This window comes from Mesorhizobium sp. B3-1-8, from assembly GCF_006439495.1.
In the GTDB taxonomy this organism is placed as follows: Bacteria; Pseudomonadota; Alphaproteobacteria; order Rhizobiales; family Rhizobiaceae; genus Mesorhizobium.
The window spans coordinates 43,674-69,422 of record NZ_VFTK01000033.1; the positions used below are offsets into that span (position 1 = coordinate 43,674).

Below are 25,749 nucleotides of genomic sequence, written 5' to 3' on the forward strand. Positions count from 1 at the left end.
CGACTAGGCAATCATGCCGGCTGCAAGGCAAAGATTGATCCAAGCGTGAACCATGCATTCCAAAATAACCATCGGTCCGCCCGGCGCGCATATCTGTGAGCACCTTCACATACTTCGGACAGGGCTTGCGCTCGGATGTTGCAACGGCGGCATCGGCGGCGCTAGCTGACTGCGGCGTCCGCAGCTGCTGCCGGATTGCGATTTGGATGCGGTTATCGAGGAAATTTCGAGCACCTAGCCATTTTCCGGTTTGCTGTCTGCGCGCATGGGCACCTCCCACCCAAGCGCGCGGACGGCGTTTCCAAGGATCGGCCCGCAACCGCCAGTGCGCCCGGTCTCCTTACAGTTTGCCGGCTTATCCGATTTCGGCGTGTCAGGCGTGACTTTGGTCTTCCGTCCGTCACCCCGAGAATTCGGCAAGCCACCACAGAAGGAGACGACGCTTTGATCGAGCACGCACTTATCCTACAATTTCCGTCTAACGAGAGGCGGAATCGTATCATGGCTACAAATGGCGCGGACGACAGGAACCTGCCGCGCCTGGCGCGCATCGACCCGCGCCAGTTCGACCTGCTGTTCGGCGGCTGCAAGCTGGAGCGCTATGCGGCCGGCCAGCATTTGTTCGTCCAGGAGGATGCGTCCGACCGCATCTATGGCGTGATGAGCGGCACCGTCGAGATTTCGATCTATTCGCCCGGTGGGCAAAAGCTGGTGGCCAATATCGAGCTGTCGCGCAGCCTCGTAGGAGAGATCGGGGCGCTGGACGGGCGCCCGCGCACGGCGACCGCCATCTGCCTCACCCCCTGCGAGCTGGTTTCGCTGAGCCGGACGCAACTCTTTGACCGCATTGAGAAAAACCCGCCCCTGGCCCGCGCGATGATCGAATTGCTGTGCACGCGGCTGCGCTGGGTCAGCGGCGAGCTGGGCGACCAGGCCTTTTTCGGCATCGAGGCCAGGCTGGCAAAGCGGCTGGTGTTCCTGAGCGGCGTCATGGCGGACACTGCCGGCTGGATTCCGATTTCGCAGTCGGAGCTCGGCGAATTCCTCGGCGCGACGCGCGAATCCGTCAACAAGACGCTGAACGACTGGCGCAGCCGGCAGATGATCGCCATCAAGCGCGGTGGCTTGCGCATCACCAACGCCGCAGCGCTGAACCACATCGCCGATTCCCAGGACGACGACTGAGCAATCAGGCTCGGCGACTTCGCCACAGCTCCGTCGATTCGCCGCACCCGGTCAGAGCCGCGAGATCAGATAGCGCATTGCCGAGCGGCTTGGCATGAAGAAATAGCCGCCGCCCTTTGTCGTGACGAACTGCGGCACCTCCTTGAGCACGGTGACCTTTTCCCAGGAAGGGATCGAGAACCGGCCGCCGCCGCCCCGTGCGCCGATCGTCGGATCCGTCTCGCCGACAAGGCCCTGGAACGAGTTCGACGAGACCCAGGTCTGCTGGATGAACTCGTATTGACGTTCGATATCCGCGTTGAGGCACATGAAGAGCAGGCCCTTCTCGGTCTTTCCGCCCCTGTCCTTCTTCTCGTAGGTGCGGCCGACGCGCAGGATGCGGTGGCGCTTGCCGATCCTGATCTGCGTCTCGCGGTCCTCGCCGAGCGAATCGCGCGGGTTGGACCGGCGTATGTGCGAGCCGAGCGGACAGGCATGTCCTTGCGGGTCCTCGGCGCCGAGCGCGAAATCATTGTCGATGCCGCGGCCCGGGCGACCATTCGGATTGCGCACCAGCGAGCTGCCGTCCTGCCAGCGGCCGAGCATCTTTGCCGCCACCCAGCGCTGATCGATGGCGGGGTCGCCGGTCTCATCGGCAGCCTGCGTCGCGGCTTTCCTGCAATAATCGTCGAACAATTCGACATGCTGCTCGAATTGGCGCACGACGAGGAAGGTGCCGTTGCGGCCGAAATCGCGCGGCGGAGGTGGTTGCCCCGGTATCTGACGGTTGCGCCGCACCTGCGACAGGATGCCGGTGCGATCCAGCGCCGCCTCCACCGACGGCGAAGCCGGATAGAAGCCATGCTCGTCGCGATAGCCGAACAGGAACTCGCCGGGCGCCAGCAGATGCATGGGCGCCGCTCCTTTGGCGGCGCGCTGCGTGCCCCGGACGATCGGTTGCGAGACGCCGTCGACGAAGCCGAAATGCTCGACCGCCCGCTTGCCGTCGCGTCGCACCATCAGCGGCAGTTCGGCGGCCACGGACATCCCTGCGCCTGTCGTCTGTCGCTTCATGGCCGCGATTTCTGCCTTCAACGCCGCCGGCGTCCCGGCATAGCAGACGATGACGACGTCGACGGGCTTGGCGGACGACCCCCACTGCCATTTGTCGGGTGCGTCGGGACCGGTGTCGTTGAGAATGCGGCTGCGCTCGGGCGTTCCCATGCCTTGCCGGAAGGCGACAGGAAACGTGTCCAACGGCTCGTCGTCGACGCCACCTTCCAGTCCGAGCCGGCGCAGCCCGTTGGGGCCGAACGCCACGGTCATGGCGCGGCCGGCCGGCACGCCGTCGCCGAAACTGGTTCTGTCGATGACGGAATCGAGCCACGCCTTGCGCTTCGTTGCCGGCAACCCTTCCGGCACCTGGATCGCAAGCATATGCGCGTGGCCGAGCGCGCCGAAGGGTCCGAAGAAGATGGATTGGATTTCTCCGGATTCCAGCTCTTCGAGCGGCGCGGATGCCGGTTCAGGCAGGCTGGTCGCGTCCGCCGGCCGTGCTTGCGGGCGCGGCAGCGAACCGAACAGGCTCAGCCAGTCGCGCGCCTCGTTGCCGGTGGCCGATGCGATGCCGCGCCTGATCCTGGAGTTGATGCGGATGCGCGGTGTGTTGAGGTGCGGATAGGCGCTGTACCAGAACAGCGTCGGCACCTGCTGGCGCCGCGCCCAGCGCTTGAAACGATCGCCGTCGCGCGCGCCGTCCAGGAACAGCCAGCGCGTGCGCGGATAGCCTTCGGTGTTGCTCCAAACGCCGGTCAGACCGGCTGAGGCCTTGGCAATGAAATCCTCCAGATAACTTTCCCAGCTGCCACCGTAATTGGAGAAGAACATCAGCCTGTCGGTGCCGGGCAGCAGCACCCAGCGGGCGAAATGAATGGTGTTGATGGTGGCGAGGAAGCCCGGCCGGAACACTTTCTGCGCCGATATCGAGATCAGATAGAAGGAGAGCCGCAGCGCCAGCCGCCGCAAGATGCCCGGCTTCATCGTCGAGATCGCCGTCAGGTTGTTCTGCGCGCAGTGGTCCTCATTGGCGAGGATCTTTTCCAGCGCGCCGATGTCGACGGGCGTGTTCGCCGGCCGGTCCTTGTCCTCCAGCCGCCGCAACGCCAGGAAGCAAAGGACCACGAACAGAGCCAGAATAGCCAGCAGACCGAGCACCGTAAGCAGAAGCGCGGCGCCGGCGATGGCGATGTTGGCAAAGGTGACGCCATGCGGGTTCCCGAACACCAGCACATAGGTCATGCGCCAAAAGGCTAGAACGACGATCGCGACAGTGACGAACATCGCCGGCGTCAGCAGCGTCGTCGTCAGCGCGCGCGACCAGTGCCCCGGCGGTCTTTCCAGCAGGCTTTCGGCGGGCTCGAACGCCCAGCCGAATTGCCCGAGGCAGCGGACATGGCGGCGCGCCTCGGCGAGCACATCCATCGCATTGCCGGCGCCCGCGCGCGGCTTTTCGGCGATCTCGCGCACGCTGTCGGCGAGCCGTGCCTCGGCAAGAATGCGGCGTACGGAATGGCCGGGCGTGCCGGAGAAGACCAGCCCCGCGGCGCTGCCGAAGGACGGCGATATCTCTATGTGGTTCCTCTTCAGGAAATCCTCCAGCGAGCCGCCGTCCGGCAGGCCGCAGACATCCCTGAAGATCGGCCGCAGCCAGTGCCCGATCGATTGCGCGATCGCGGTTATGACATCGTCGGTGCTGCCGTCGCCGGAGATTTCGAACACCAGCGCGCCGGCCTCGGTCCCCGTTTTTCCGTCCCTGCCGGTAGGAGCGACGGCCAGGCTGGTGAAATGTATGGTGCCTACCTTGTCGAGCGCGCCGCGCAGCTCGCCGATCGCGGGATTGCCGAGATCCGCGACCTTGTCGCGCACCGCATCGAGCGGCATGGAGCGGATGATCGGGCAGACAACCGTCACCATCGACTGGTCGGCGGTACGGCAAAGCGGCGAACGCTCGAAATCGACCTTGAGGCTTGCCGGATAGGCGCCGACATTGGCCATCTTGCCGGCCCTGCCCCGAACGCGGCCAAGCTTCGGCTTGCTGAACAGGGCGCGGATGCATTCGCCGATCTGGATGCGGGCGATTTCGGCGCCGATGCACAAATGGATGCCGTAGCCGAAAACCATGTAGTCGCGATGCGGGCGCGACGTATCGAACTCGTTCGGCCGCTGCACGATCTCCGGATCGAACATCGCCGAAAGCGTCGCCGGCATGACCACCGTTCCGGCCTTGACCAGCCGCTCGCGGCGCGTGCCCTTGCCGATGATTGCGTCACGTCTGGTATAGCGCCATGGCCCGATCCAGATCGGTTTGAACCGCATGGCTTCCATGATCGCCCGGTCGAGTTTGCCGGTATCGCCGGCCGCGATGGCCTCATCCACGGCCCGCCGCGCATCGGATCGCGACAGGATCACATCCAGGCAATTGCTGCCGGCAAGCACATTGGTCGGCACAAAGCCTGCGACCATGCCGAGCATGATGGAATGAATGTCGGGCAACGACAGGCGCCCTTGGTCCATCAGCGCGACGAGGCGGGCAAGCGGCCGGTCGTCCTTGCCCGCTCTTTCCCTGATCGCGGCAATCGAACGGTCTATGATTTTGATCAGCCGATCGCCGCCGACCACGGCAAGCTGACGCGTGGCGGGATTTGCCGTCGGGTCCGAAAAGAACAGCGCGCTGAGCGAGATCGACCAGTCGGCAAACTCGGTTTCGTCGTCGATCTCAAGGCCGAAATAATCGCGACAGATACGCACCGGCAAGATCTTCATCAATCCGGTGATGGCATCGAAGCCGGGACTGGCGCGGGTCATGATGTCGTGCGAATGGCGCTCGGCGATCGGCCTGACGGCGGCTTCGACCTCCGCCGGCGGGAAAGCGCTCAGCACCGCCGATTTCATCTGCCGGTACGCGGCGCCGTCCTGCATGCCGAGAATGAAATTCGAGCCGCGGGCGAGTTCGGCCATTTCCGGGCCGTAAGGCGTTTCGAACTCGTCGCCCCGCTCCAATATGTCGCGAACATCCGCGCCCTTGGTAACGAGCAGGAAATTGCCGAAGCCGAGATTCGGCCAGAAACGGCGCAGCAGCGCCAGCAGCCAGCGCGGATCGCCAAGAAGAAAACCGACGATGCGGGAAGCAAAGCCGCTCTTGGAACGCAGCCGATTGATGTCGAACGGTGGCATTTCGGCGAGCGGACGCTGGCTCTTCTGAGCGGCGCGGACGGCGGCGAAGTACTTCAAAGTGATCATCGCGTTCAAGCCCCCCGGCTATCCACGTCAATGCGATGCCGGCATTGTCTGGCCTAGGTTTGCATCGGTCCGGCGTATGTGAATTCGATCACAGTCATTTGTTGTCGGCCCCGGCGATCATGCGGCGGACTTGGCCCGATCGAAATTGCCGATCAGGAAATTGTTCTTGGCCGGGTCCACGAACGGTATCCAACGTATCCTCTGCTCGGAAAAATCGGGATGCCTGGTCATGAAAATCGCAAGCTCATGCGCCGCCTCGTCGCGCCGCCCGCTTCTCATCAGGGCGCCTATCTTCAGGAACCTCGCATAGAAGTAACTTGGCGACAGGTTGAGCGAGCGCTCGGCGTTGGCGATCGCGGCCTCCCAGTCCTCGACGAAGCAATAGGCCGCGGCCAGTTCCCCCAGATTGTGGAAGCGATAGAGGTCGAACGGGCTCAACCGCTCGGTATCGAGGAAGAACGGTATCGCGCCGGTCGCATCGCCAAGCAGAAGATACGCGCTGCCCATGGCCGAGCGGGCGAAGGCGAAGCTCGGATTGATGTGGATCGCTTCGGCAAGATGCTCGGCCGCCAACGCCGGAAGGCCGCGCATGATGTCGGCCGCGCCGAGATAGGCATGCGGGCGCGCATCGAGGCTGTCCATCAGAAGCGCCTTGCGCGCAAGCGTCTCGACTTTCTCCAGATCGTCGCTGTCGCCGAAACGCAGCCAGGCCCGCCAGAAATACCACCATGCGAGCTCATTGAGCACGGCGCTCGAGTTCGGATCTTCCTGGTAGGCCTTGTCGAAGAAGTCGAGCGCGATTTCGGTATCGCGACGTGTCCGCCTGTTCATGTGCCAACGGCCGCGCCTGACCAACTGCCAGGTTTCGAGGCTTTCCCACGGCACCTGGAACGTGCGTGCCTGCTCGGCGCGGTCGACCTCCTTGTCGAGGATGGAAACGATCTCGCTGCCAATCTGGTCGCGCAGGCTGAAGATATCGACGAGGTCGCGGTCGAAGCGTTGCGACCAGACCAGGCGCCCGTTCGAGGTGTCGGTGAGCGACGCGTTGAGACGAATCTGCCTGTCGGAGCGCGCCAGCGTACCGCTGACGATGTAGCGGGCGCCCAGCGCGTTGCCGATGAGCCTCGTGCCGAGGCTGTCGTCGCGAAACTGGAAGCTCGAGCCCTTGGCGATGACAGAGAGCCAGCGCGTGTTGGAAAGACCGTAGATGATGTCCTCGGCGATACCGTCGGCCATATAGCCGACATCGGGTTCGCTTCCGTTGCCCTGGAACGGCAGCACGGCGATTGCCGGGGGCCCCTTGGCGATCGGCCTGGAATGACTGGGCGTGGTGGGAATGGAAGCGAAGGACGCCGTCGCGACAGGGCCGTTGCCGCCGCGACCGGCGATCAGGACCTGCACCGGCAGGGCAATGTTCTTCAGGCTGAACTCGCCGAGATCGGTGAAGACCGCCGCCGTCTTGTCCTTCACGTGATGCCACGTCGTCGCCGAGATGGCGACGCCGTCATGCGGCGCGAATTCCTGAAGGCGGGCTGCGATATTGACGTCGTCGCCGTAAAGACGGCCCTCCCGGACGATGACGTCGCCGGTGTTGATCCCGGCGCGAAACGGCATGCGCATGTCCTCGGCGACTGCCGTATTCAGCGCCACGATCCGGGCCTGGAAATCGAAGGCCGCGCGCAACGCTTCGATCGGGTTGCCGAATTCGGCCATGATGCTGTCGCCGGCATCGCCGAACGTGCGCCCGCCAAATGCGCCGCAACTGCCAGCGATGATGTCGCGCCTTTCCTCGAAGGCGGCGACAGCCGACTCGTCGTCGATGCCCATAAGCCTCGAGAATCCCACGGCGTCGATCGAAATGATTGTCGCAAGCTGACGGGTATAATTCCGTTCAGCCATGATCGAGCCCCCAGTCCCCGTTTCAGTCCAGAACAGGTGACCTGCGCTCAAAAAAACGCGTCGCCGTCTGCCGACGGAAATCCTCGGCAGGCCCGGCGCACTGTTGCCACCCTGTTATGACCGGAATTCTATCAGGGTCTTGCCGAAAGCTCTACCACGAACGGCTAATATGACGAATTCACCGTCCGGCGCATGGTTAGTCGTTCGTTACGTCAGGAGACACATCCGAACCGCGACTTTACCATTTGAAATTATTATATTTTCTCCGCCGAACAATACTGACCCTGTTTTCGCCGGCAAGGATCGGTCGCATCGAGGCATGCGCTGCAAAAACCCGCTATTGCGGCGCTGCGGAACCAACCCGCCTGCGTGCGAGTTTCTGACGGCACTTACGCCGACGAGATTTGAGGGCTCTCATGCGCACTGTTGTTTTAGCAACCTGTATCGCTTTCCTGCTTGTCAGTGGACAAGCCTTCGCAGCAGACGACCAGCCGCTGCCGCCGCAAAATGCAAAGAAACTGTCCGAGATTGTCGCCAAGGTCGAGCACCGCACCGACTTCCGCTACGTAAAGGAGGTCGATTGGGACAGCGACGGCTACACCGTTACTTACTACACCACGGACAAGGCCAAGGTCCAAATCACCTACGATCCCGTGACCGGCGAACCCAAATAGCCTCGTTCGGTTGCCTCCGCCATTCCGCAAGGCCTGCGTTCGGCATAGATTTGCTCGTCGAAACAGGCCGGACCGGAGGACAGACATGCGGCTTCACATCTGCGCTCACGCCCTGCTGGTAAGCGCATCGATGCTTGGGACGGGCCAGGCGCTCGCGGATAGCCCCTCTTTCGATTGCCGAAAGGCGCAGTTGCCAGCCGAGAAAGCGATCTGCGCCGACCCACAAATGTCGGCCATCGATGCTTTGGTCACCAAGGCCTATGCCGGTTTTGAACCAGCCTTCGGCGGCGACAAACGCGGGATCGCCAGGAAACTGGTCGCCGATCGGAATGCCTGCAAGACGGACGCAGCCTGCATCGTCAGCGCGCAGAACAATGCGCTGCAGACTTACGGCAATGCGCCGCAATGGGTGCAGGACTACAACATCGCGCTCATCGGCAAGAAGGCGCTCGACCTTGCGGCGAGGACGCTGAAGCCAACCGATCAGCTCTTGCCCGTATCGATCGGCAAATGCGGCTTCACCCATATCGCGGCGATGACGACGAGGCTGGGTGACGACCCGCTGGAAAGCGCCAGCCCGGAAGCCGGCAGCGCGGCGAGATTTACCAACGGCGGCACGGCGGTCTCCTATGACCGCGAACCGGGACTGGCGAGTTCCAAGGTCGGCGATCCGGTCGTCATATGCCTGATCGCTATCCCGCGCGACTGCCCGAAAGACGACCTGCGCGGCATGGTCTACTACGCCGTCGACCTCGCCGCCAAAGGCGCATGGGCCCTGCCCGATTCCCAGCATCTGTGTGGTGGCGCTTGAAGACCTTGGCGCCGCGCGGAGCCAGCGCGACAAACCGCCCTTGCATCGTCACAACTTTGGTGGCTGACTGCCCGCCATGATTGCGGGCACGGGGGTGCATGGCAATGATCGGCTACGTCCTGAAGCGCATCCTGATGGTGCTTGTCGGCTATCTGGTCGCGGTGCTTGTCGGGTTGATCGCAGTGGTGGTGATCTACGCGATACTGAGCTCGCTGCCCAACGCGCCGGGCTACTTCGAGCTCATGGAGTTCACCCCAGTCGCCGTGTTGGTGGTGCCGCCTCTCGGCATGTTCGTCTACTTCCTGGCGATCATCCTGACCGGAATGCAGACGCTGGTTTTCGCCCTGATCGCCGAGTTCCTTTCGTTGCGAAACTTTTGGCTGCACATGCTGTTCGGCGCTGCCGCCGCGGCTGCCGGTTTCATGTTGATCTGGCCGGACGCCGCCGATGATCCGGAACGCTGGGCCGACATGGGCATCATCGCCGCCGCCGGCCTCGTGGCCGGGCTGGTCTACTGGCTTATCGCCGGGCGCGACGCCGGCTTCCGCCGGCCGCTCATCAAGGCACTTCCAAGAAACGTGTGAAGCGGTCGGGTTCGGTGGCTTCGCCGTGGCCTTCCGTCCGGAATTGCTTGAAAGTAGACAGCGCTCAGCTTGACGGCGTGCGCACCGCTTCGGTCGCGTCGAGCGCCTGCATCAGCTTGGAATCGCGGTCATAGACGTCGTCGAAATACTCGACCTTGCCGGACATGTCTGGCCATGCGGTGAAATAGGCGACATAGACCGGGATGACACGCGTGACATTCTCGGTCGAATGCCCATGCTTCAGCTTCTCGGCGATATCGTCGACGGAGGTGCCGAGCACGGCGGCGGCCATGCCGCGCGGATCCTGCAACCGCACGCAGCCATGGCTGAGCGCGCGCATGTCGCGTGCGAAGAACGACTTCTGCGGCGTGTCGTGCATGTAGATGGCATGCTTGTTGGGGAACAGGATCTTCAATTCGCCCAAGGCATTCGCTTCGCTCGGCTGCTGCCGCACGCTGAAGGGGATGTTGGCGCCATAGGCACCCCAATTGACCGCCGAGGACGGGATGCGCTTGCCGCGCGAATCCGTCACCTCATAGCCGGCGCGGTCGAGATAGCCCGGGTCGCTGCGCAGCCTCGGCAGCATCTCGTTGACGATGATCGACTGCGGCACACCCCAATAGGGGTGGAAGTCGACCTGCTTGATCTGGTTGTAGAAGAAGGCGGTCTGGTTGGTGACCCGGCCGATCACCGCCCGGGTCTTCAGCTTCTCCTCGCCATTGTCGATATAGCTGGCGGTAAAAGCCGGCTGGTTGATGAAGACGCGCGGGCTGCCGAGATCCGACGGCATCCAGCGCAGTTCCTCGAGCGCCACCTTGACCTTCTCGATCTTGTCGGCCTTCGAGGCGCCGGCCAGTGAGGCCACGGTGCGCGGGCCGATGACGCCGTCGCCCTTCATGCCGGCGCGCTGCTGCACGGCCTTGATCACCGGCACCAGTTCGGGATCGTAGAGCTCGCTCTTGCCCAGCCTGGCGAGCACCTCGCCATAGTTGCCACCCATCTCATCATCGAGATTGCGGGAAATAAGCGTCAGCAACTTCGGCAGTTCCGGGCTGCTCTCGCCGGGCTTGAGCAACAGCTTCGGATCGACGACGATCTCGTTTTCCTCGCTCGCCTCGAGCGCTTCCAATTCGACGCGCAGCGCCTGGTACTCGGCATTCTGCGGGTGGCGCGATTCGAGATAGGTGCGGACCTCCTGGGTATGCGCCAGCGTCTTCAGCGCGCCTTCGAGATCGAACGGCTTGGCCGGGAAATCGTAGTAACCGGTCATCCGGTTGGGGTAGACGCGGCCACTCTGGGCATCTTGCGCATAGCGCAGCACGCGCGCCGACAGCGCCATCTCGAAGCGGACCAGTTCCTTGGTTCGCTCTTCGGGCGTAGCGGCAGTCGCGGCAGCCGGAACGTCGACGGAATAGTCGGCCGGCGTCAGGCCGTAGCTTGCCGCCTCGCCCAGGACGCGCACCGCATCCTGAGCTCGGCTGTTGGGGACGTTGTCGCTCACCCAGATGAAATCCGGGTTGGCCGAATAATAGGCGATCAGTGCCTTGGCGATATCCGGCTCGGCAAACAGCTCGTAATCACTCAAGCCTGCGACGGCGTCGCGGAAGCTGTTGCCCGTCACGGACGGCACAAAGGCGGCATCCTGCGCGGTCGCCGGCTGCGGTGCCGGCAGCAGCGACTTGAAATCGACGCGAACGAGCTTGTCGGCCCTGTAGGTGTTGTAGGTCGGGCTGCTGATCCTGACACCACCGCCTCCGTCGGGCTCTGCCGGCCGTATCTTGCGTGGCTTCGGCGGCGGCGGAAATTCACCTTGCGGATTATGCCGGATACCGCCGCCGAACAGCATGTCGAACAGCCCTTGCGCGCTTGCCGGCTGTTGTCCGAAGGCGAGCGTTGCTGCGATTGCGATCGGCAGGAGGGTTTTCTTGTTCCTGAGGACTTTCATGCTTCACCCGCACCGGTTGCAACCGGTTCCCGTTCCGCGCCGCTGGACGGTCCCGCCCTCCGCATGGCGGATGTATGACGTGACTATACCGATTCATACCGATTTCGTTAAGCTTTCATAAATTTTCGCAGCCGTGTTGCAGAACAGTTTCACATCATTGTGAGACGGTGTGACCTGCCTCGGTTCGCGCCATGCTTGCGGCGTTGCGCCAGACATCGGCGGAAACTGGCCCGGACGTGATAAGCTCCGGCCGTTATGCTGGAAATCCGGGCAATTTGAGCAGTCGGAGGATTTGCCGTGAAGAAAGGTTATCGCCAGCTGCTCGACGAGGCGAATGCCGAGATCGAGGTTGTGTCGCCCGAGGAAGCGGCCGGATTGCTGGAGGACGAAGACACCATCTTCGTCGATCTGCGCGATCCGCGCGAGGTCGAGCGCGATGGCAATATCCCCGGTGCCAAGCACGTGACGCGCGGCATGCTGGAATTCTGGATCGATCCCGAAAGCCCCTATCACAAGCCGTTCTTCGCCAGCGGAAAGACCTTCGTCTTCTTCTGCGCCGGCGGCTGGCGCTCGGCTTTGGCCACCAAGACGGCGCAGGACATGGGACTGACGCCGGTCAAGCACATCCTCGGCGGCTACACCGCCTGGAAGGCAGCTGGCCTGCCGGTCGAGCCGGGGCGGAAAAAGAAGGCCGACTGATCACAGTTTCCCGCAACGTCTGGGATCAATCGACCCAATGGTTTTTTGGATAGCAAGTGCGGTTGGATTGACGGTCGCCCATCTGCTCGGCTCCACGCCCACCGGTTATCTGGCCGGCAAACTTCTCAAGGGCATTGACATACGCGAGCACGGCTCCAGATCCACCGGCGCGACCAACGTGCTCAGAACCTTGGGCAAATGGCCGGCATTGGCGGTTCTGCTTGTCGACGTGCTGAAAGGCGTGGCGGCGGTCGTCTTTGTTCGCTGGTTCTATCCCTGGTGCTACGCGATATCGTCCGCCACGCCACCGATGGCGCTAGAACTGCAGACCTTGGCTCCCTGGCTCGTTTGCCTGGCCGGACTTGCCGTGCTGCTGGGGCACGGCCGGTCGATCTGGCTGAATTTCACCGGCGGAAAATCCGCCGCGACGGGACTTGGCGTGCTGCTGGCGATGTCATGGCCTGTAGGATTGGGTGCCGCCACGGCATTTGCGGCCACACTCGCTCTTTTCCGGATCGTTTCCCTGAGCTCGATGCTGGCGGCGCTGACGGCGGTCGCGCTTGTCTGCGGCTTGGAGCAACCATTGCCATATCGGTTGCTGGTGATCGCGGGCAGCCTCTACGTGATCTTGCGCCACCGCGCCAACATTCAGCGGCTGCTGGCGGGAACAGAGCCACGCCTTGGCGGCGGCGGCCCAGGACCGAACGCAGGCTCGCAAATCTCCTAGAGCATGATCCCGAAAAGTGGGAACCGGTTTCGGGGAAAGATCATGCTCCAACAAAAAGTTAGATCGTGACGGCGATTCAACGAAACGCCATCACGATCTAGTGCAGTGTCGTTTCGCGTTGCCCGGTCACGAAACCGACCGCGCGCGCAACGACCTCCCTGTCGGCGAGGATGCGGCGATGGCCAAGCCCATTGGCCCAATGCAGGTGGACATGCTCTCCGGCGCCCGCGTAACGCTTCGCATGGTCGGCATGGACTTCGCGATCGTCCGGCGCGTGGATGATCAGCGTCGGCACCGGCGCCTCCGCAAGTTGGCGGTCGCCGGTGAATTCGCTGAGCGGCCGGCCCGACAGATATTTTACCCGATCCGCCATGGCGACGCGGGAGCGCGGCCCGACATTCATCATGTCGCTGAAATCGTCGAAGATTGCAGGCAGCGAGCTCGGCGCGGCAATCAGCACCAGTTTCTGCGCCTTAAGCGGCGGCATGCCCTTGACCGATGCCGCGACGGCATTGGCGGCAATCGCGCCGCCGAAGGAATGGCCGACGACCGCGGCAAAGGGCCCGAACCATTCGCCGGCGACCCGCGCCGCGTCCACGGCGGTCACCATGTTGAGATGGCGGCCGAGCGAATGGCCATGCCCGGGCAGGTCGAGCGAGACGACCTTGTAGCCGGCGCCGCGAAACCCTTCGATCAGGGCGCGCATATATTCGGTGCGCGAACGCCAGCCATGGATGACGAGCACCGTTCCGCGAGACTCCCTGCCCGGCTCCGGGCGGAATTCATGCACCGCCACGCAGTCCGTCCTGGTCTTCAGCCGGTGGTGGCGCGCCTCGGCCATGAAGTCCGAGGCGCGGTCGACAGCACGACGCTCACCGTCGCTCAAGGATCTGGCATTGGGTGTGCGGCAAAACAATTCGAATGCGGCGCGGCCGCCGAGACGTGGCATGACATGCTCGGCCGCGCCAAAGACGCCGCGGATGACCTTCAATCCAAATGATGCCATATTGGCGATCCATCCATTCGTTCAAGCATGAACATAATAGTTCAAACATGAACATTAAACAAGAGCTGCCCTGGGACAATCCTCGCTTTCGCAACTGGGTTGCGGTGGCGCGCGCCTGCCATGTGCTGGAGCGCACGCTGGCGGTGAAGCTCGCCCCGCTCGACCTCAAGCCGCCGCAACTCGACGTGCTGATGAACCTCTATCGCCACCCAGGCATGTCGCAGCACGATCTTGCCCGCAAGCTGCTGGTCGGCCGCTCCAACATCACCATGCTGTTGCCGCAGCTCGAGGCGCGCGGCCTGCTTCGCCGCGAGGGCGACGAGAAGGACAAGCGGGTGCTGCGGCTGAACCTGACCGAGGCGGGCGAAGCCCTGCTGATGAAGGCGCTGAAGGTTCACATGGCGCTGATCGAGAAGGCGATGAGCCAATCGACGCCGGAGCAGTGCGACATGATCGGCGAGCAGATGCGCAAGATCGCCGACGTGCTGAAGGAAGCCTGAGCCGGCTTCCGATTACCACATGGTTTTCTTCGCCCGCTCCGGCCATTCCCTGTCATAGGCCGCGGCGTCGATGTTCTTGCGGCTGGTGACCTCGAGGATCTGGCCGGGCGTCGGCAGCGACTTCGGATCGACATGCCTAGCCGGGTTCCACAGTTCGGAGCGCACGATAGCGCGGGCGCATTGGAAATAGACCGTGTCGACATCGATGACGGTGACCGAGCGAGCCGGCTTGCCGTCGACCATGAAGGACGCGCAAAGCCCGGCATCGGTTGTGATATGAGCGCGGCCGTTGACGCGCAGCGTAGTGCCCGAGCCCGGCACCAGAAAGAGCAGCCCGACGCGCGGATCGCGAATGATGTTCTTCAGCGAATCGGCGCGGTTGTTGCCGCGCCTGTCCGGCATCATCAGTGTCTTGTCGTCGACGATGCGTACGAAGCCCCCGAGATCGCCACGCGGCGAACAATCGAGTCCCTCCGGCCCGCTGGTCGCCAGCGCCACGAAGGGCGACGCCTCGATGAAGGCGGCATATTCGGGAATCACATGGTCGAGCTCCTTGACGACCGAAGCCTCGCTCGGCAACCCGTAAAGGGCCTCGAGCTGTTCGACGGATGTGATGAGCGACATCTTTTTCGCCTCCTGACCTTTTGCCGGCGCTACTCCATGTCCATGACGCCTTGACGACAGCCGGCTGCCGAAATTGGATGCCATGCGCCAGGCTAGCGATCTCGGCTCAGTCCCTTCTCGGCCAGCTCGGCAAGGTACGCGTTCCAGCGCTCGTCCTTTTCGTGGCCGAGCGTATGCAGATAGTTCCAGGTGAAGATGCCGGTGTCGTGGAAATCGTCGAAGGTGATGCGCACAGCATAATTGCCGACCGGGTCGATCTTGAGGATCGCGACATTGCGCTTGCCGGGCACCGTCACCCGCTGCTCCGGCGAATGGCCCTGCACCTCCGCCGATGGCGAGGCCACGCGCAGGAACTCCGCCGGCAATTCGAACGGTTGGTGGCCGGGGAAGGTCACGGTCAAGAGCTTGCGGTCCTTCGAGACCCTGAGTTCCTTTGGCGCGGTCATGGCTGTCCTGTCTGGGTTGCGCCCTTCCCTACGCCGCTTCGCGCGATCCGAAAAGGATCATTAGGAAGCAGCCGACACGCGATGTCGGTCGGGGAATGTTACCAAAGATCGAGACATTCTATCTTGAATGCGGCATTGGATCGTATCACATAGCTATATATAACGACGCCGCTCAGGCCATGGGAAACGCTTGCAAATGGACATGATCGACCCCTTCGGTCGCACGATCAGCTATCTGCGCGTGTCGGTCACCGACCGCTGCGATTTCCGCTGCACCTATTGCATGGCCGAGGACATGACCTTCCTGCCGAAGAAGGATCTGCTGTCGTTGGAAGAGCTTGACCGGCTCTGCACCGTTTTCATCGAAAAGGGCGTGAAGAAGCTGCGGCTGACCGGCGGCGAGCCGCTGGTGCGCAAGAACATCATGCATCTGGTGCGCCAGCTGTCGCGGCATCTCGCGAGCGGCGCCCTGGAAGAGCTGACGCTGACCACCAATGGCTCGCAGCTTTCGCGCTTCGCCGCAGAGCTCGCCGATTGCGGCGTCAAGCGCATCAACGTCTCGCTCGATACGCTCGATGCCGGGAAATTCCACCAGATCACGCGCTGGGGCAATCTCGGCAAGGTGATGGAAGGCATCGACGCCGCGCAGAAGGCCGGGCTGAAGATCAAGCTCAACGCGGTTGCGCTGCGCGACTTCAACAACGCCGAGATCCCCGAACTGATGCGCTGGGCGCATGGCCGCGGCATGGACCTCACCCTCATCGAGACGATGCCGATGGGCGAGATCGAGGCCGACCGCACCGATCAGTATTTGCCGCTGTCGATACTGCGCGCGTCGCTGGAACGCCAGTTCACGCTTTCCGATATTCCTTTCAAGACCGGCGGCCCCGCCCGCTATGTCCATGTCGCCGAGACCGGCGGCCGGCTCGGCTTCATCACGCCGATGACGCACAATTTCTGCGAAAGTTGCAACCGCGTGCGGCTGACCTGCACCGGCACGCTCTATATGTGCCTCGGCCAGGAGGACGCCGCCGACCTCAGGGCGCCCCTGCGCGCCTCCGAAGGCAACGAACTGCTCGGCGAGGCCATCGACGAGGCCATCGGCCGCAAGCCCAAGGGCCATGATTTCATCATCGACCGCCGCACCAGCCGCCCTTCGGTGTCGCGGCATATGAGCGTCACCGGCGGCTGATTTTTTCCACTGATTGATGCATGATCTCTTCTGGTCATCGACCGAAGGGGGGATCATGCAACATCTGCATCGTATCGGCTGGTTGTCACTGGCGATGGCTTTGTCCTTGTCTGCTATTGTCACGACAGCCGGGATTGCCAAGCCGTTCACCTACGTGAATGCGCGGTTCGGCCAGTCATGCACATTCCCCGACGAAATCTTCGACAAGCCGATGCCCGAGCCGGAAAATGGCGACGGGCAGCAATGGCTTAGCGCCGACCGCGCCAGCCTGACCTGTTCCGGCATCTACAATGTCGACAACGACACGCCGCAAGGTTTCGTCGCCCAGGAGAAAGCCAGCACCGAACCGGGTTACAAGATCACCTACAGCAAGACCGGCAAGAACTGGGCTGCTTTCCGGCACCAGGGACGGCAGGATCTTCTACAAGCGGCGCCTGTTCGGGAAGGACGACGTCATACGTACCGTCTGGATCGAGTATCCCGCCGCGCTCAAGGCTAAATACGACCCGCTGGTCGGCGCCATCGCCAACAGCCTGCGCGGCCCCTGAGGCCAGCCGGCTCCCCTGAAAATAAAGCGCCCGCGTTACCTTCCCGCCGATTTACCGCCAAGCTTTTCCGGCCTAGCCTTCGCGGCGCGTTTTTCGCGCTAGGGGGAGTGCACATGCGCACATTCATGCTTTCACTTGCAATGCTCGGGGTTGCTTCCGTATCGGCCGCGGCTCAGTCGATCGGCGGCACCTACAACGTTGCCGGCACCAATTTCGACGGCTCGAAATACGGCGGCGAGGCAACCATCACGCTGACCAGCGACACGACCTGCACGATCCACTGGGAAACCGGCGGCTCGACCTCGGACGGCATCTGCATGCGTAACGACAATGCATTTTCCGCCGGCTATGCGATGGGCAAGGAGATCGGTCTCGTCGTTTACAAGATCGAGAAGGACGGCTCCCTGCACGGGCTGTGGACCATTGCCGGCCAGAACGGGAACGGCACCGAAGTCCTGACGCCGAAGTAAGCCTTCCAGAGCTCGGCAGATCGATCTCATGGGCCACGCAGAAATTCGTGGCCCATTTCTTTGCCGTTGCTGTTTTCCGGCTGCCTGCTAGACGGCTGAATTAAAATAGGATCCGGAAACGCCTTTGCCTCTCTCGCCAAATCTGCGCGGCGCGCTGTTCATGATCGTGGCCATGGTCGGCTTCACCTTGAACGACGCGATCACCAAATTCTCTTCCGAATCGATGAACATGGCGCAGGTCATGCTGGTGCGCGGCGCCTTCGCATCCTTCTTCGTCGGTCTGCTGGCCTGGCGGCGCGGCGCGCTTGCCAATCCGGCCGCCATGCTGCAGCCGATGGTGGCCATGCGCGTCGCCGGCGAAGCGGGCGCCACCGTGTCGTTCCTCATCGCGCTTGCGCATCTGCCGATCGGCAATGTCTCGGCCGTCATGCAGGCCTTGCCGCTGGCGGTCACCATGGGCGCGGCATTGGTCTTCGGCGAAAGCGTCGGCTGGCGACGCTGGACCGCCATTGCCGCCGGTTTCGTCGGCGTGCTCATCATCGTGCGGCCGGGTTTCGAAGGGTTCAGTGTCTATTCGCTGGTGGCATTGGCCAGCGTCGCCTGCTGCGCCGTGCGCGACCTCTCCACCAAGCGCATCCCCGAGGCGATCCCGACCATGCTGGTGTCGACGGCGACCGCGCTTGCCATGACGGTCCTTGGTGCGCTGCTTTTGTCACCGATGGGCGGCTGGACGCCGATGAGCGGCAAGGCGACAGCTCTGTTGGCATTGGCGGCGGTGCTGGTGCTCATCGGCTATCAGTTCATCATCATGGCGATGCGCTCGGGCGACATCTCCTTCATCGCACCCTACCGCTACACCGCCCTGCTCTGGTCGATCCTGCTCGGCCTCGTCATCTTCGGCGACGTCCCAGACCTGCCCATGATCGTCGGCGCAGTCATCATCATCGGCTCCGGCCTCTATGCGCTCTACCGCGAGCGCGTCGTCGGCAAGCAGCAACCCGCCGCTGAAAGCGCTGGACCCGACATGGCGCCGGACGGCATATAGGCCGATGGACCGACATGTTGCGGGGATCATTCTGGCGGGAGGCCAGTCGCGCCGGATGGGCGGCGGCGACAAGCCGTTGCTTTCGCTTGGTGATGACAGATTGATCGATCATGTCGCCCGCCGATTGAAGTCGCAGGTCGCGACCCTGGGGCTCAACGCGAACGGCGATCCGGCGCGGTTTGCCGCCCTGGACCTGCCGGTGCTGGAGGATACGGTGCCGGGCCATGCCGGGCCGCTGGCTGGCATTCTCACCGGCCTCGAATGGGCGACGACGCAAACGAGCTGCCGGTGGCTGATGAGCGCCGCCGGCGACACGCCGTTCTTCCCCGGCGACCTCGTCGAGCGCCTGGTCGCGGCAGTTCACGACCGGCCTGGCGCGATCGCCGTCGCCAGCTCGGGCGGCAGATGGCATCCGACCTTCGCGCTTTGGCCGCTCGGCCTGCGCGACGCCTTGCGTCATTACATGGTCGACGAGGACAACCGGCGGGTTTCGGACTTCATGCAGCGCCAAGGCTATGTCGAGGTCGAATTCCCCATGATCGAGGCCGGCAACCAGAAGATCGATCCGTTCTTCAACGTCAATACGCCGGACGACCTTGCGGCGGCGGAGCGTCTGTTGCAAAGCCTCGGACCATGAGACGCGTATTCGGCATCACCGGCTGGAAGAACTCCGGCAAGACGACCCTGACGGAAAAGCTGGTCACCGAACTGGTGGCGCGCGGCTGGACGGTTTCGACCGTGAAGCACGCCCACCATGACTTCGACATCGACAAGCCGGGCGCCGACAGCTTCCGTCATCGGCAGGCGGGCGCCACCGAGGTCGCGATCGTCTCCGGCCGGCGCTGGGCGCTGATGCACGAATTGCGCGGAGAGAACGAACCGACGCTGGACGACATCCTGGCGCGCCTGACGCCCTCGGATATCGTGCTGGTCGAAGGCTATAAGCGCCAAGCGCATAAGAAGATCGAGGCAAGGCGGCTCGAAGCCAAGGACCGGACGCCGCTTTCGGCCAATGATCCCAACATTGTCGCCATTGCCGCCGACTTTACAGTCGAAGGCGAAACGTTGCCGGTTTTCGATCTCGATGACACGAAATCGATAGCCGACTTTGTCGAGCGCAGCACAGGTCTCGTGGCTCAAACCAAGTAACGCAGCGGTACATCCTGATTGTCGTTTGGCGTTGATTTGCAGTTGCTTTTTTCTTGGAAAGAGTGGGAGTATCTGCCTCAGCGGGCGGTAAAGAAGCTCCGCCCACAAGAGCCGCACGGGACAGCGGCCATGACAATATGAGAGGATTATCATGCGTATTGCACTGCGTATCGCGCTTGCCGCTTCGGCCGCGCTGCTGACACTTGGCGTCGCCCAGGCTCAGGAAAAGACCCTGAGGATCGGCACCGAAGGCGCGTATCCGCCCTTCAACAACCTGACCTCGGACGGCCAGTTGGTCGGCTTCGACATCGATATCGCCAAGGCGCTCTGCGACGAGATGAAGGTGAAGTGCACCTTCGTCGCGCAGGATTGGGACGGCATCATCCCGGCGCTCCAGGCCGGCAAGTTCGACGCCATCGTCGCCTCGATGTCGATCACGCCCGAGCGCGCCGAGAAGGTCGACTTCACCCACAAATACTACAACACCCCGTCGGCCATCGCCGTGCCGAAGGATTCGCCGCTCAAGGGCGTGACCAAGGAAGACCTCGCCGGCAAGAACATCGGCGTCGCCACCACGACCACGCATTACAACTATGCTTCGAAGACCTACACCGACAGCACCATCAAGGGCTATCCGAGCAGCCCCGAGGAACAGGCCGACCTCGCCAATGGCCGTCTCGACGCCATCGAGGACGACATCGTCGTGTTGCAGCAGTGGCTGGATTCGCCGGACGGCGCCTGCTGCAAGATCCTCGGTCAGCCTTCGCCGCAGCCGGTCGATATCTTCGGACCGGGCGCCGGCATCGCCGTGCGCAAGGGCGAGACCGATCTGGTCAACAAGCTCAATGCCGCGATCGACGCCATCCGCAAGAACGGAAAGTACAAGGAAATCAACGACAAATACTTCAAGTTCGACGTCTACGGCGCCGAATCCTGATCGACAAGCCAAGGGCGGTGAGGCATCCCTTGCCGCCCTTAAATCCTTCCGAGATCGCCACGGAGACACGACCCGTCAATGCCGGCCCAAAGCATTTGGACACTTCTCAGCTGGGGACCGGATGGCTGGAGTGACGACATTGCGTCTGGCGTTCTGGTCACCATTGCGCTGGCGCTTGCCACACTGCCGATTGGCCTGGTGATCGGCTTTTTCGTCGCCTTCGCCAAGCAGCATGAAGAGCCGTCGCTGCGCCTGGCCGGCAATATCTACACCACCGTCTTTCGCGGTCTGCCCGAACTGGTGACACTGTTCCTGTTCTTCTTTGGCATGCCGCTTCTCCTGCAATATGTCGTGCGGCTGTTCAATCCCGACGCGACGATCGACGTCAACAGCTTCATCGCCGGCATGATCGTGCTGTCGTTGATCTTCTCCTCCTACGCCAGCGAGGTCTTTCTCTCCGCGTTTCGTGCCATTCCGAAAGGCCAGTATGAGGGCGGTTACGCCATTGGCCTGTCGAAATGGCAGACGATGCGGCTCGTCGTCCTGCCGCAGCTGATACGCATCGCTTTTCCGGGCCTGGAGAATTGCTGGCTGAGCCTGCTCAAGGACACCTCGCTGGTCTCGGTGGTCAATCTGGCCGAAACCTTGCGCCAATCCGGCGTCGCGGCGCGCGTCACCAAACATTCCTTCCTGTTCTACAGCGTTGCGGCGTTGATCTTCCTGGCGCTGGCCGTCCTGTCGTCGATCGCCACGAGCTACATCCTGCGCCACCTCGGACGGAGGGAGGCGCGATGAGCGTCAGCCAGGCTATCGCCATCGACAAGCCGCCGCCGCAAGCGCGCGGCTGGCCGCGAGCCCGCATCCTTGGCTCCGCGCTGGTCGGCATCTGGATTCTGTTCGGCGTCGGCATCGTTGCCTATCTGGTCTACGCATGGAACGCCGCGTTCTTCGCCAGATACGCGCCAGCCTATCTTCAAGGCTTGGGCACCACGCTGTCGCTGGTCGCCATCTCGATGGTCCTTGGTGCCATCCTGTCGTTTCCCGTCGCCTACGGCCGCATGTCGAAGAACAGGATCCTGTCCGGGCTTGCCTATTGCTATGTCTACTTCTTCCGCGGCACGCCGCTGCTCGTGCAGACCTACCTGGTCTATTACGGCGTAGGCTCGTTCCGGCCGGAGCTTGAGACGGTCGGGCTGTGGTGGTTCTTCCGCGAAGCTTTCTATTGCGGCGTCTTTGCGTTCTCGCTCAACACCGCCGCCTATCAGGCCGAAATCCTGCGCGGCGCTATCGAAAGCGTGCCGCGCGGCCAATGGGAAGGTGCGGCCTCGCTCGGCCTGCACAAATTGCAGACGTTGCGCAAAGTCGTCCTGCCACAGGCGATCATCGTCGCGCTCAGGCCCTACGGCAACGAACTCATTCTGATGATCAAGGCTTCGGCGATCGTCGCCATCATCACGGTCTACGACCTGATGGGCAACGCCAAGCTCGCCTACGCAAAATCCTTCGACATCCAGGCCTATATCTGGGTGGCGATCGTCTATCTGGTGATGGTCGAGATCCTGCGCCACGGCGTCGAATGGATCGAGCGGCGCATCACTGTCCACCTGCACCGCTAGGCCGAAACCGCGTGGGCCTGGGCCAGTCGATGCGGCTCCCCGCGCCTTGACGAATTCGCCGCAAGGCCTAGAGCTTCCGCAACTGAAATTTCGTTTGCGAAAGGTAGCTCATGGCATCGGTGGCATTTCTCGGTCTTGGCGTCATGGGCTATCCGATGGCCGGGCACCTCAGGAACAAGGGTGGCCATGACGTCACCGTCTACAACCGCACCAAGGCAAAAGCCGAGCAGTGGGTGGCCCGGCATGGCGGCAAACTGGCGCTGACGCCGGCCGAAGCGGCCGAAGGCAAGGACTTCGTCTTCTCCTGCGTCGGCAATGACGATGATCTGCGTTCGGTCACCACCGGTGCGAACGGCGCCTTCGCCGCGATGAAGAAAGGCGCCATCTTCATCGACAACACCACCGCCTCGGCCGAGGTCGCGCGTGAGCTTGACGAAGCCGCGCGCAAGGCGGGTTTCTCCTTCCTCGACGCGCCGGTGTCCGGCGGCCAGGCTGGCGCCGAGAACGGCGTGCTGACCGTCATGGTCGGCGGCGATGAGGCCGCCTTCGACAAGGCGAGGCCCGTCATCGACGCCTACGCCCGCATGGTCGGCCTGATGGGATCGGCGGGTGCCGGCCAACTGACGAAAATGATCAACCAGATCGCCATTGCCGGCCTCGTTCAGGGGCTGGCCGAAGGCATCCATTTCGGCAAGAAGGCGGGGCTCGACATCGAGAAGGTGATCGAGGTGATCTCCAAGGGAGCGGCCGGCTCCTGGCAGATGGAGAACCGCCACAAGACGATGAATGCCGGCAAATATGATTTCGGCTTCGCCGTCGACTGGATGCGCAAGGATCTCGGCATCTGTCTGGCGGAGGCCAACCGCAACGGCGCCAAGCTGCCGGTGACGGCGCTTGTCGATCAGTTCTACAAGGATGTGCAGGACATGGGCGGCAAGCGCTGGGACACGTCGTCGCTGCTGGCGCGCCTCGAAAAATAGGCGACGCAATGGCCCTGCCCGATCCGAGCTGGAGCGCCGACGACATCGTCGCTCATTTGCGCGCGATCGGCACCGAGGCGAACCGGGCAGGCATGGCGCGCTTCGGCATCAACACCACGAGCGCGCTCGGCGTCGGCAATTCCGAATTGCGGCCGCTGGCGCGCAAACTGAAGAAGAACCACGAGCGATCGCTTCTGCTGTGGGACAGCGGTGTCCGCGAAGCGCGGCTGATGGCGGCCTTCACCGGCGAGCCGAAGAAGGTCGGCATCGATCAATGCCGGCGCTGGGCGGCGGATTTCGACAGCTGGGAGATCGTCGACACCGTCGCGGACCTGTTCGCCGAAACGCCATTCTGGCGCGAACTGATCGACGAGTTTGCCGAAGACGAACGCGAATTCGTCCGCCGCACCGCCTTCGCCATGCTGGCCTGGAGCGCGGTGCATCTCAAGAAAGAGCCGGACGCGACCTTCCTTGCCTATCTGCCGCTGATCGAGAAACATGCCGGCGATCCGCGCAATTTCGTCCGCAAGGCGGTCAATTGGGCGTTGCGGCAGACCGGGAAGCGGTCGATGAGCCTGCACGCCCCTGCCCTTGCGCTCGCAGAAAAACTGGCGGCATCGTCCGACAAGACGGCACGCTGGATCGGCAAGGATGCGGTGAAGGAACTGACCGATGCCAGACAGCTCGAAAGGCTCGCAGCCGCAAAAGCCTGACCTTGCCGGGATTCGCTTCGTCGAGGTGACGCCGGAGACGCGGGCCAGCTTCGAGAACCTGTTCGAGCAGCCGGGCGCGCCGAAATATTGCTGGTGCATGGCCTGGCGCCATTCCAGCCGCGAGCACAGTGAGAACGATGAGAAGAAGCGCATGATGATGGCGCTCATCGATGCCGGCACCCCGGTCGGCATCGTCGCCGAGTTGGGCGGCAGACCAGTCGGCTGGTGCTCGGTCGCGCCGCGCGAAACCTACCGGAAACTTTCGAAGCAGCAGGACGACACCGAAACCGACATATGGTCGATCGTCTGCTTCTATGTGCCGAGGGCTTTGCGCGGCGACGGGCTGGCCTCCGCCCTGCTCGATGCGGCGATCGACCATGCCTTCCGCAAAGCCGCACGCATCATCGAGGCCTATCCCGTCGACCAGGCGGCGCCGAGCTATCGCTTCATGGGTTTTCGCGACATGTTCACCGCGCGAGGCTTCCATGAAATCGGCACCGCCGGCACGCGTCGGCATCTGATGCGGCTGAACCGTTGAGCCCGGACCGGTCACGACGCTTTTACTCGATTCCGCCAATGGACAGGCGGAGGATGGAGCGGCCATGAACAAGCGTTTCAGATCGTGCGCGACGCTGGTCGCCGGGCTGCTCTTCGCTGCCTCGGGAGCCGATGCCGCGGCCGATGTCGCGCATATCCTGTGGAAGGACCTGCGCCCAGCCACGCAAGCCATTGCCGAGGACGCGAACCTGCCGATGATCGCGGCAAAACTGCCAGACCACGGTGAGACCTTGTCGCTCAATCTGCAGGACAAGACGATACAATTAGCCGGCTATGCATTGCCAGTCGATCGCGATGGCGACCTCGTCTACCAGTTCCTGCTGGTGCCGTGGACAGGCGCCTGCAGCCACATGCCGACGCCGCCGCCGAACCAGATCGTGCTGGTGACGCCGGCGCATCCCTACAAGATGAAAGAGACCTACGAGCCGGTCGCCGTCACCGGCGTGCTGAAGCCCGGCATGGAGAAGAGCCAGCTCTTCATCCTCGACGGCGTCTCGATCGTCCAGTCGGGCTACACGGTGCGCAGGGCCGAGGTGGCAAGCGTCGACAGCGTGCCGGACACGGTCACGCTGCCGGTCAACTCGCCGTGGAATTTCCTCAACAAAAAGAAGAACTAAGCTCGCCGCCCCACTCAAGTGCGGGAATCGGCGAGCACCCTGTGATCACGCGGCGTTCGCGCCCGATTCCTTGTCCAGCACCATGTAGTCGAGCGGGATCTCGGTCGTGTATTTGATCTGCTCCATGGCGAAGGACGAGGAGACGTCGCGGATCTCGATCTTGGCAATCAACCGCTTGTAGAAAGCGTCATAGGCGGCAATATCCGGAACCACCACGCGCAGCAGGTAATCGACATCGCCGCTCATGCGGTAGAACTCGACCACTTCCGGGAATTCCTGGATGACCTCGGAGAAGCGCCGCAGCCATTCATGGCTGTGCGAATTGGTGCGGATCGACACGAAGACGGTGACGCGCACATTGACCTTCACATGGTCGAGAATGGCAACGCGCCGCTGGATGACGCCCTCCTCCTCGAGCTTCTGGATGCGCCGCCAGCACGGCGTGGTCGACAGGCCGACTTTCTTGGCGACATCGGCGACCGCGAGCGTCGCGTCCTCCTGCAGGAGGCGGAGAATTTTTCTGTCGAGACGATCCATTGGGAAGCT

General features: G+C 62.9%; 27 protein-coding genes. 20 read left to right on the forward strand and 7 right to left on the reverse strand.

Going from position 1 to position 25,749, the window contains the following annotated elements; translation table 11 throughout:
- Positions 1-501: 501 nt before the first annotated feature.
- Positions 502-1,185 (forward strand): Crp/Fnr family transcriptional regulator, encoded by a 684-nt coding sequence (locus FJ424_RS25650; RefSeq protein ID WP_140657839.1) that lies wholly within the window; start codon positions 502-504, stop codon positions 1,183-1,185.
- A gap of 51 nt (positions 1,186-1,236) precedes the next feature.
- Here FJ424_RS25650 and FJ424_RS25655 read toward each other — a convergent pair whose 3' ends face one another.
- The gene (locus FJ424_RS25655; RefSeq protein ID WP_140657841.1) at positions 1,237-5,463 is read right to left on the reverse strand and encodes a cytochrome P450; all 4,227 of its coding nucleotides are present in this window, start codon (positions 5,461-5,463) and stop codon (positions 1,237-1,239) included.
- 117 nt (positions 5,464-5,580) lie between these two features.
- Positions 5,581-7,362 carry an adenylate/guanylate cyclase domain-containing protein gene (locus FJ424_RS25660; RefSeq protein WP_140657843.1) on the reverse strand — a complete coding sequence of 594 codons (1,782 nt, stop codon included), beginning with the start codon at positions 7,360-7,362 and terminating at the stop codon, positions 5,581-5,583.
- Positions 7,363-7,778: 416 nt separating this feature from the next.
- Between FJ424_RS25660 and FJ424_RS25665 the strand changes: the two genes are divergently transcribed.
- From FJ424_RS25665 to FJ424_RS25675, 3 genes are all read left to right on the forward strand, one after another.
- The gene (locus FJ424_RS25665) at positions 7,779-8,036 is read left to right on the forward strand and encodes a PepSY domain-containing protein (RefSeq protein WP_140657845.1); all 258 of its coding nucleotides are present in this window, start codon (positions 7,779-7,781) and stop codon (positions 8,034-8,036) included.
- A 226-nt stretch (positions 8,037-8,262) separates the two neighbouring features.
- Positions 8,263-8,847, forward strand: a complete 585-nt coding sequence (locus FJ424_RS25670; protein ID WP_246677349.1) for a hypothetical protein — start codon at positions 8,263-8,265, stop codon at positions 8,845-8,847.
- Between the two features lie 98 nt (positions 8,848-8,945).
- On the forward strand, positions 8,946-9,431 hold the full coding sequence (locus tag FJ424_RS25675) for a hypothetical protein (RefSeq protein WP_140642574.1): 486 nt from the start codon (positions 8,946-8,948) through the stop codon (positions 9,429-9,431).
- A gap of 64 nt (positions 9,432-9,495) precedes the next feature.
- Here the strand turns inward: FJ424_RS25675 and FJ424_RS25680 are convergent, their stop codons facing one another.
- Positions 9,496-11,376 (reverse strand): murein L,D-transpeptidase, encoded by a 1,881-nt coding sequence (locus FJ424_RS25680; protein ID WP_140657847.1) that lies wholly within the window; start codon positions 11,374-11,376, stop codon positions 9,496-9,498.
- Between the two features lie 297 nt (positions 11,377-11,673).
- On the opposite strand from FJ424_RS25680, the gene FJ424_RS25685 reads away from it, so the two are divergent.
- Both FJ424_RS25685 and plsY read left to right on the forward strand, forming a co-directional pair.
- The gene (locus tag FJ424_RS25685) at positions 11,674-12,075 is read left to right on the forward strand and encodes a rhodanese-like domain-containing protein (RefSeq protein ID WP_140657848.1); all 402 of its coding nucleotides are present in this window, start codon (positions 11,674-11,676) and stop codon (positions 12,073-12,075) included.
- Positions 12,076-12,112: 37 nt separating this feature from the next.
- Positions 12,113-12,802: a glycerol-3-phosphate 1-O-acyltransferase PlsY gene (gene plsY, locus FJ424_RS25690; RefSeq protein ID WP_140657850.1), complete on the forward strand. Its 690-nt coding sequence runs from the start codon at positions 12,113-12,115 to the stop codon at positions 12,800-12,802.
- Between the two features lie 97 nt (positions 12,803-12,899).
- Here plsY and FJ424_RS25700 read toward each other — a convergent pair whose 3' ends face one another.
- Positions 12,900-13,808, reverse strand: a complete 909-nt coding sequence (locus tag FJ424_RS25700) for an alpha/beta hydrolase (protein WP_140657852.1) — start codon at positions 13,806-13,808, stop codon at positions 12,900-12,902.
- A 47-nt stretch (positions 13,809-13,855) separates the two neighbouring features.
- Here FJ424_RS25700 and FJ424_RS25705 point away from each other — a divergent pair, with 47 nt between their 5' ends.
- Entirely contained in the window at positions 13,856-14,308 is a 453-nt protein-coding gene (locus tag FJ424_RS25705; RefSeq protein ID WP_140657854.1) for a MarR family transcriptional regulator, read from the forward strand.
- Between the two features lie 12 nt (positions 14,309-14,320).
- On the opposite strand, the gene FJ424_RS25710 is transcribed toward FJ424_RS25705, so the two are convergent.
- Both FJ424_RS25710 and FJ424_RS25715 read right to left on the reverse strand, forming a co-directional pair.
- A complete protein-coding gene (locus FJ424_RS25710; RefSeq protein ID WP_140657856.1) occupies positions 14,321-14,932 on the reverse strand; it encodes a pyridoxamine 5'-phosphate oxidase family protein in 612 nt (203 codons plus the stop codon).
- Positions 14,933-15,024: 92 nt separating this feature from the next.
- Positions 15,025-15,378 (reverse strand): DUF971 domain-containing protein, encoded by a 354-nt coding sequence (locus FJ424_RS25715; protein WP_140657858.1) that lies wholly within the window; start codon positions 15,376-15,378, stop codon positions 15,025-15,027.
- Between the two features lie 196 nt (positions 15,379-15,574).
- On the opposite strand from FJ424_RS25715, the gene moaA reads away from it, so the two are divergent.
- From moaA to FJ424_RS25780, 13 genes are all read left to right on the forward strand, one after another.
- A complete protein-coding gene (gene moaA / locus FJ424_RS25720) occupies positions 15,575-16,570 on the forward strand; it encodes a GTP 3',8-cyclase MoaA (RefSeq protein WP_140657860.1) in 996 nt (331 codons plus the stop codon).
- 55 nt (positions 16,571-16,625) lie between these two features.
- Positions 16,626-17,069, forward strand: a complete 444-nt coding sequence (locus FJ424_RS25725; protein WP_246677350.1) for a hypothetical protein — start codon at positions 16,626-16,628, stop codon at positions 17,067-17,069.
- Positions 17,070-17,231: 162 nt separating this feature from the next.
- Complete coding sequence (locus tag FJ424_RS25730; protein ID WP_140642592.1) at positions 17,232-17,588, forward strand: hypothetical protein; 357 nt, start codon at positions 17,232-17,234, stop codon at positions 17,586-17,588.
- Between the two features lie 124 nt (positions 17,589-17,712).
- Positions 17,713-18,633 carry a DMT family transporter gene (locus FJ424_RS25735; RefSeq protein WP_140642594.1) on the forward strand — a complete coding sequence of 307 codons (921 nt, stop codon included), beginning with the start codon at positions 17,713-17,715 and terminating at the stop codon, positions 18,631-18,633.
- Between the two features lie 4 nt (positions 18,634-18,637).
- Positions 18,638-19,270: a molybdenum cofactor guanylyltransferase MobA gene (gene mobA / locus FJ424_RS25740; protein ID WP_140657862.1), complete on the forward strand. Its 633-nt coding sequence runs from the start codon at positions 18,638-18,640 to the stop codon at positions 19,268-19,270.
- Positions 19,267-19,782 (forward strand): molybdopterin-guanine dinucleotide biosynthesis protein B, encoded by a 516-nt coding sequence (mobB, locus tag FJ424_RS25745; RefSeq protein WP_140657864.1) that lies wholly within the window; start codon positions 19,267-19,269, stop codon positions 19,780-19,782. Before mobA ends, mobB begins: the two co-directional genes overlap by 4 nt.
- 151 nt (positions 19,783-19,933) lie before the next feature.
- Positions 19,934-20,719 carry an ABC transporter substrate-binding protein gene (locus FJ424_RS25750; protein WP_140657866.1) on the forward strand — a complete coding sequence of 262 codons (786 nt, stop codon included), beginning with the start codon at positions 19,934-19,936 and terminating at the stop codon, positions 20,717-20,719.
- 78 nt (positions 20,720-20,797) lie between these two features.
- Positions 20,798-21,514: an ABC transporter permease gene (locus FJ424_RS25755; RefSeq protein WP_140657868.1), complete on the forward strand. Its 717-nt coding sequence runs from the start codon at positions 20,798-20,800 to the stop codon at positions 21,512-21,514.
- Complete coding sequence (locus FJ424_RS25760) at positions 21,511-22,335, forward strand: ABC transporter permease (RefSeq protein ID WP_140657870.1); 825 nt, start codon at positions 21,511-21,513, stop codon at positions 22,333-22,335. Before FJ424_RS25755 ends, FJ424_RS25760 begins: the two co-directional genes overlap by 4 nt.
- Before the next feature lie 110 nt (positions 22,336-22,445).
- Positions 22,446-23,315, forward strand: coding sequence for an NAD(P)-dependent oxidoreductase (locus FJ424_RS25765; protein ID WP_140642607.1), 870 nt, complete (start codon positions 22,446-22,448; stop codon positions 23,313-23,315).
- 8 nt (positions 23,316-23,323) lie between these two features.
- Positions 23,324-24,028, forward strand: coding sequence for a DNA alkylation repair protein (locus FJ424_RS25770; RefSeq protein ID WP_140657872.1), 705 nt, complete (start codon positions 23,324-23,326; stop codon positions 24,026-24,028).
- On the forward strand, positions 23,988-24,566 hold the full coding sequence (locus FJ424_RS25775) for a GNAT family N-acetyltransferase (protein WP_140657874.1): 579 nt from the start codon (positions 23,988-23,990) through the stop codon (positions 24,564-24,566). The genes FJ424_RS25770 and FJ424_RS25775 overlap by 41 nt, the downstream gene beginning before the upstream one ends.
- Before the next feature lie 64 nt (positions 24,567-24,630).
- A complete protein-coding gene (locus FJ424_RS25780) occupies positions 24,631-25,203 on the forward strand; it encodes a DUF3299 domain-containing protein (protein WP_140657876.1) in 573 nt (190 codons plus the stop codon).
- Positions 25,204-25,248: 45 nt separating this feature from the next.
- Here FJ424_RS25780 and FJ424_RS25785 read toward each other — a convergent pair whose 3' ends face one another.
- Positions 25,249-25,740 (reverse strand): Lrp/AsnC family transcriptional regulator, encoded by a 492-nt coding sequence (locus FJ424_RS25785; protein WP_140642616.1) that lies wholly within the window; start codon positions 25,738-25,740, stop codon positions 25,249-25,251.
- Positions 25,741-25,749: the final 9 nt, after the last annotated feature.

Bases quoted from the DNA above. Each gene is read 5' to 3' on its own strand.
- plsY (WP_140657850.1), top strand. From the start codon at position 12,113: ATGGTTTTTTGGATAGCAAGTGCGGTTGGATTGACGGTCGCCCATCTG.
- FJ424_RS25655 (WP_140657841.1), bottom strand. From the start codon at position 5,463: ATGATCACTTTGAAGTACTTCGCCGCCGTCCGCGCCGCTCAGAAGAGC.
- FJ424_RS25705 (WP_140657854.1), top strand. From the start codon at position 13,856: ATGAACATTAAACAAGAGCTGCCCTGGGACAATCCTCGCTTTCGCAAC.
- FJ424_RS25755 (WP_140657868.1), top strand. From the start codon at position 20,798: ATGCCGGCCCAAAGCATTTGGACACTTCTCAGCTGGGGACCGGATGGC.
- FJ424_RS25670 (WP_246677349.1), top strand. From the start codon at position 8,263: ATGTCGGCCATCGATGCTTTGGTCACCAAGGCCTATGCCGGTTTTGAA.
- FJ424_RS25775 (WP_140657874.1), top strand. From the start codon at position 23,988: ATGCCAGACAGCTCGAAAGGCTCGCAGCCGCAAAAGCCTGACCTTGCC.
- FJ424_RS25750 (WP_140657866.1), top strand. From the start codon at position 19,934: ATGCGTATTGCACTGCGTATCGCGCTTGCCGCTTCGGCCGCGCTGCTG.
- FJ424_RS25675 (WP_140642574.1), top strand. From the start codon at position 8,946: ATGGCAATGATCGGCTACGTCCTGAAGCGCATCCTGATGGTGCTTGTC.
- FJ424_RS25730 (WP_140642592.1), top strand. From the start codon at position 17,232: ATGCGCACATTCATGCTTTCACTTGCAATGCTCGGGGTTGCTTCCGTA.
- FJ424_RS25760 (WP_140657870.1), top strand. From the start codon at position 21,511: ATGAGCGTCAGCCAGGCTATCGCCATCGACAAGCCGCCGCCGCAAGCG.
- FJ424_RS25725 (WP_246677350.1), top strand. From the start codon at position 16,626: ATGCAACATCTGCATCGTATCGGCTGGTTGTCACTGGCGATGGCTTTG.
- FJ424_RS25680 (WP_140657847.1), bottom strand. From the start codon at position 11,376: ATGAAAGTCCTCAGGAACAAGAAAACCCTCCTGCCGATCGCAATCGCA.
- mobA (WP_140657862.1), top strand. From the start codon at position 18,638: ATGGACCGACATGTTGCGGGGATCATTCTGGCGGGAGGCCAGTCGCGC.
- FJ424_RS25710 (WP_140657856.1), bottom strand. From the start codon at position 14,932: ATGTCGCTCATCACATCCGTCGAACAGCTCGAGGCCCTTTACGGGTTG.
- mobB (WP_140657864.1), top strand. From the start codon at position 19,267: ATGAGACGCGTATTCGGCATCACCGGCTGGAAGAACTCCGGCAAGACG.
- FJ424_RS25770 (WP_140657872.1), top strand. From the start codon at position 23,324: ATGGCCCTGCCCGATCCGAGCTGGAGCGCCGACGACATCGTCGCTCAT.
- FJ424_RS25665 (WP_140657845.1), top strand. From the start codon at position 7,779: ATGCGCACTGTTGTTTTAGCAACCTGTATCGCTTTCCTGCTTGTCAGT.
- moaA (WP_140657860.1), top strand. From the start codon at position 15,575: ATGGACATGATCGACCCCTTCGGTCGCACGATCAGCTATCTGCGCGTG.
- FJ424_RS25780 (WP_140657876.1), top strand. From the start codon at position 24,631: ATGAACAAGCGTTTCAGATCGTGCGCGACGCTGGTCGCCGGGCTGCTC.
- FJ424_RS25785 (WP_140642616.1), bottom strand. From the start codon at position 25,740: ATGGATCGTCTCGACAGAAAAATTCTCCGCCTCCTGCAGGAGGACGCG.
- FJ424_RS25715 (WP_140657858.1), bottom strand. From the start codon at position 15,378: ATGACCGCGCCAAAGGAACTCAGGGTCTCGAAGGACCGCAAGCTCTTG.
- FJ424_RS25660 (WP_140657843.1), bottom strand. From the start codon at position 7,362: ATGGCTGAACGGAATTATACCCGTCAGCTTGCGACAATCATTTCGATC.
- FJ424_RS25700 (WP_140657852.1), bottom strand. From the start codon at position 13,808: ATGGCATCATTTGGATTGAAGGTCATCCGCGGCGTCTTTGGCGCGGCC.
- FJ424_RS25650 (WP_140657839.1), top strand. From the start codon at position 502: ATGGCTACAAATGGCGCGGACGACAGGAACCTGCCGCGCCTGGCGCGC.
- FJ424_RS25765 (WP_140642607.1), top strand. From the start codon at position 22,446: ATGGCATCGGTGGCATTTCTCGGTCTTGGCGTCATGGGCTATCCGATG.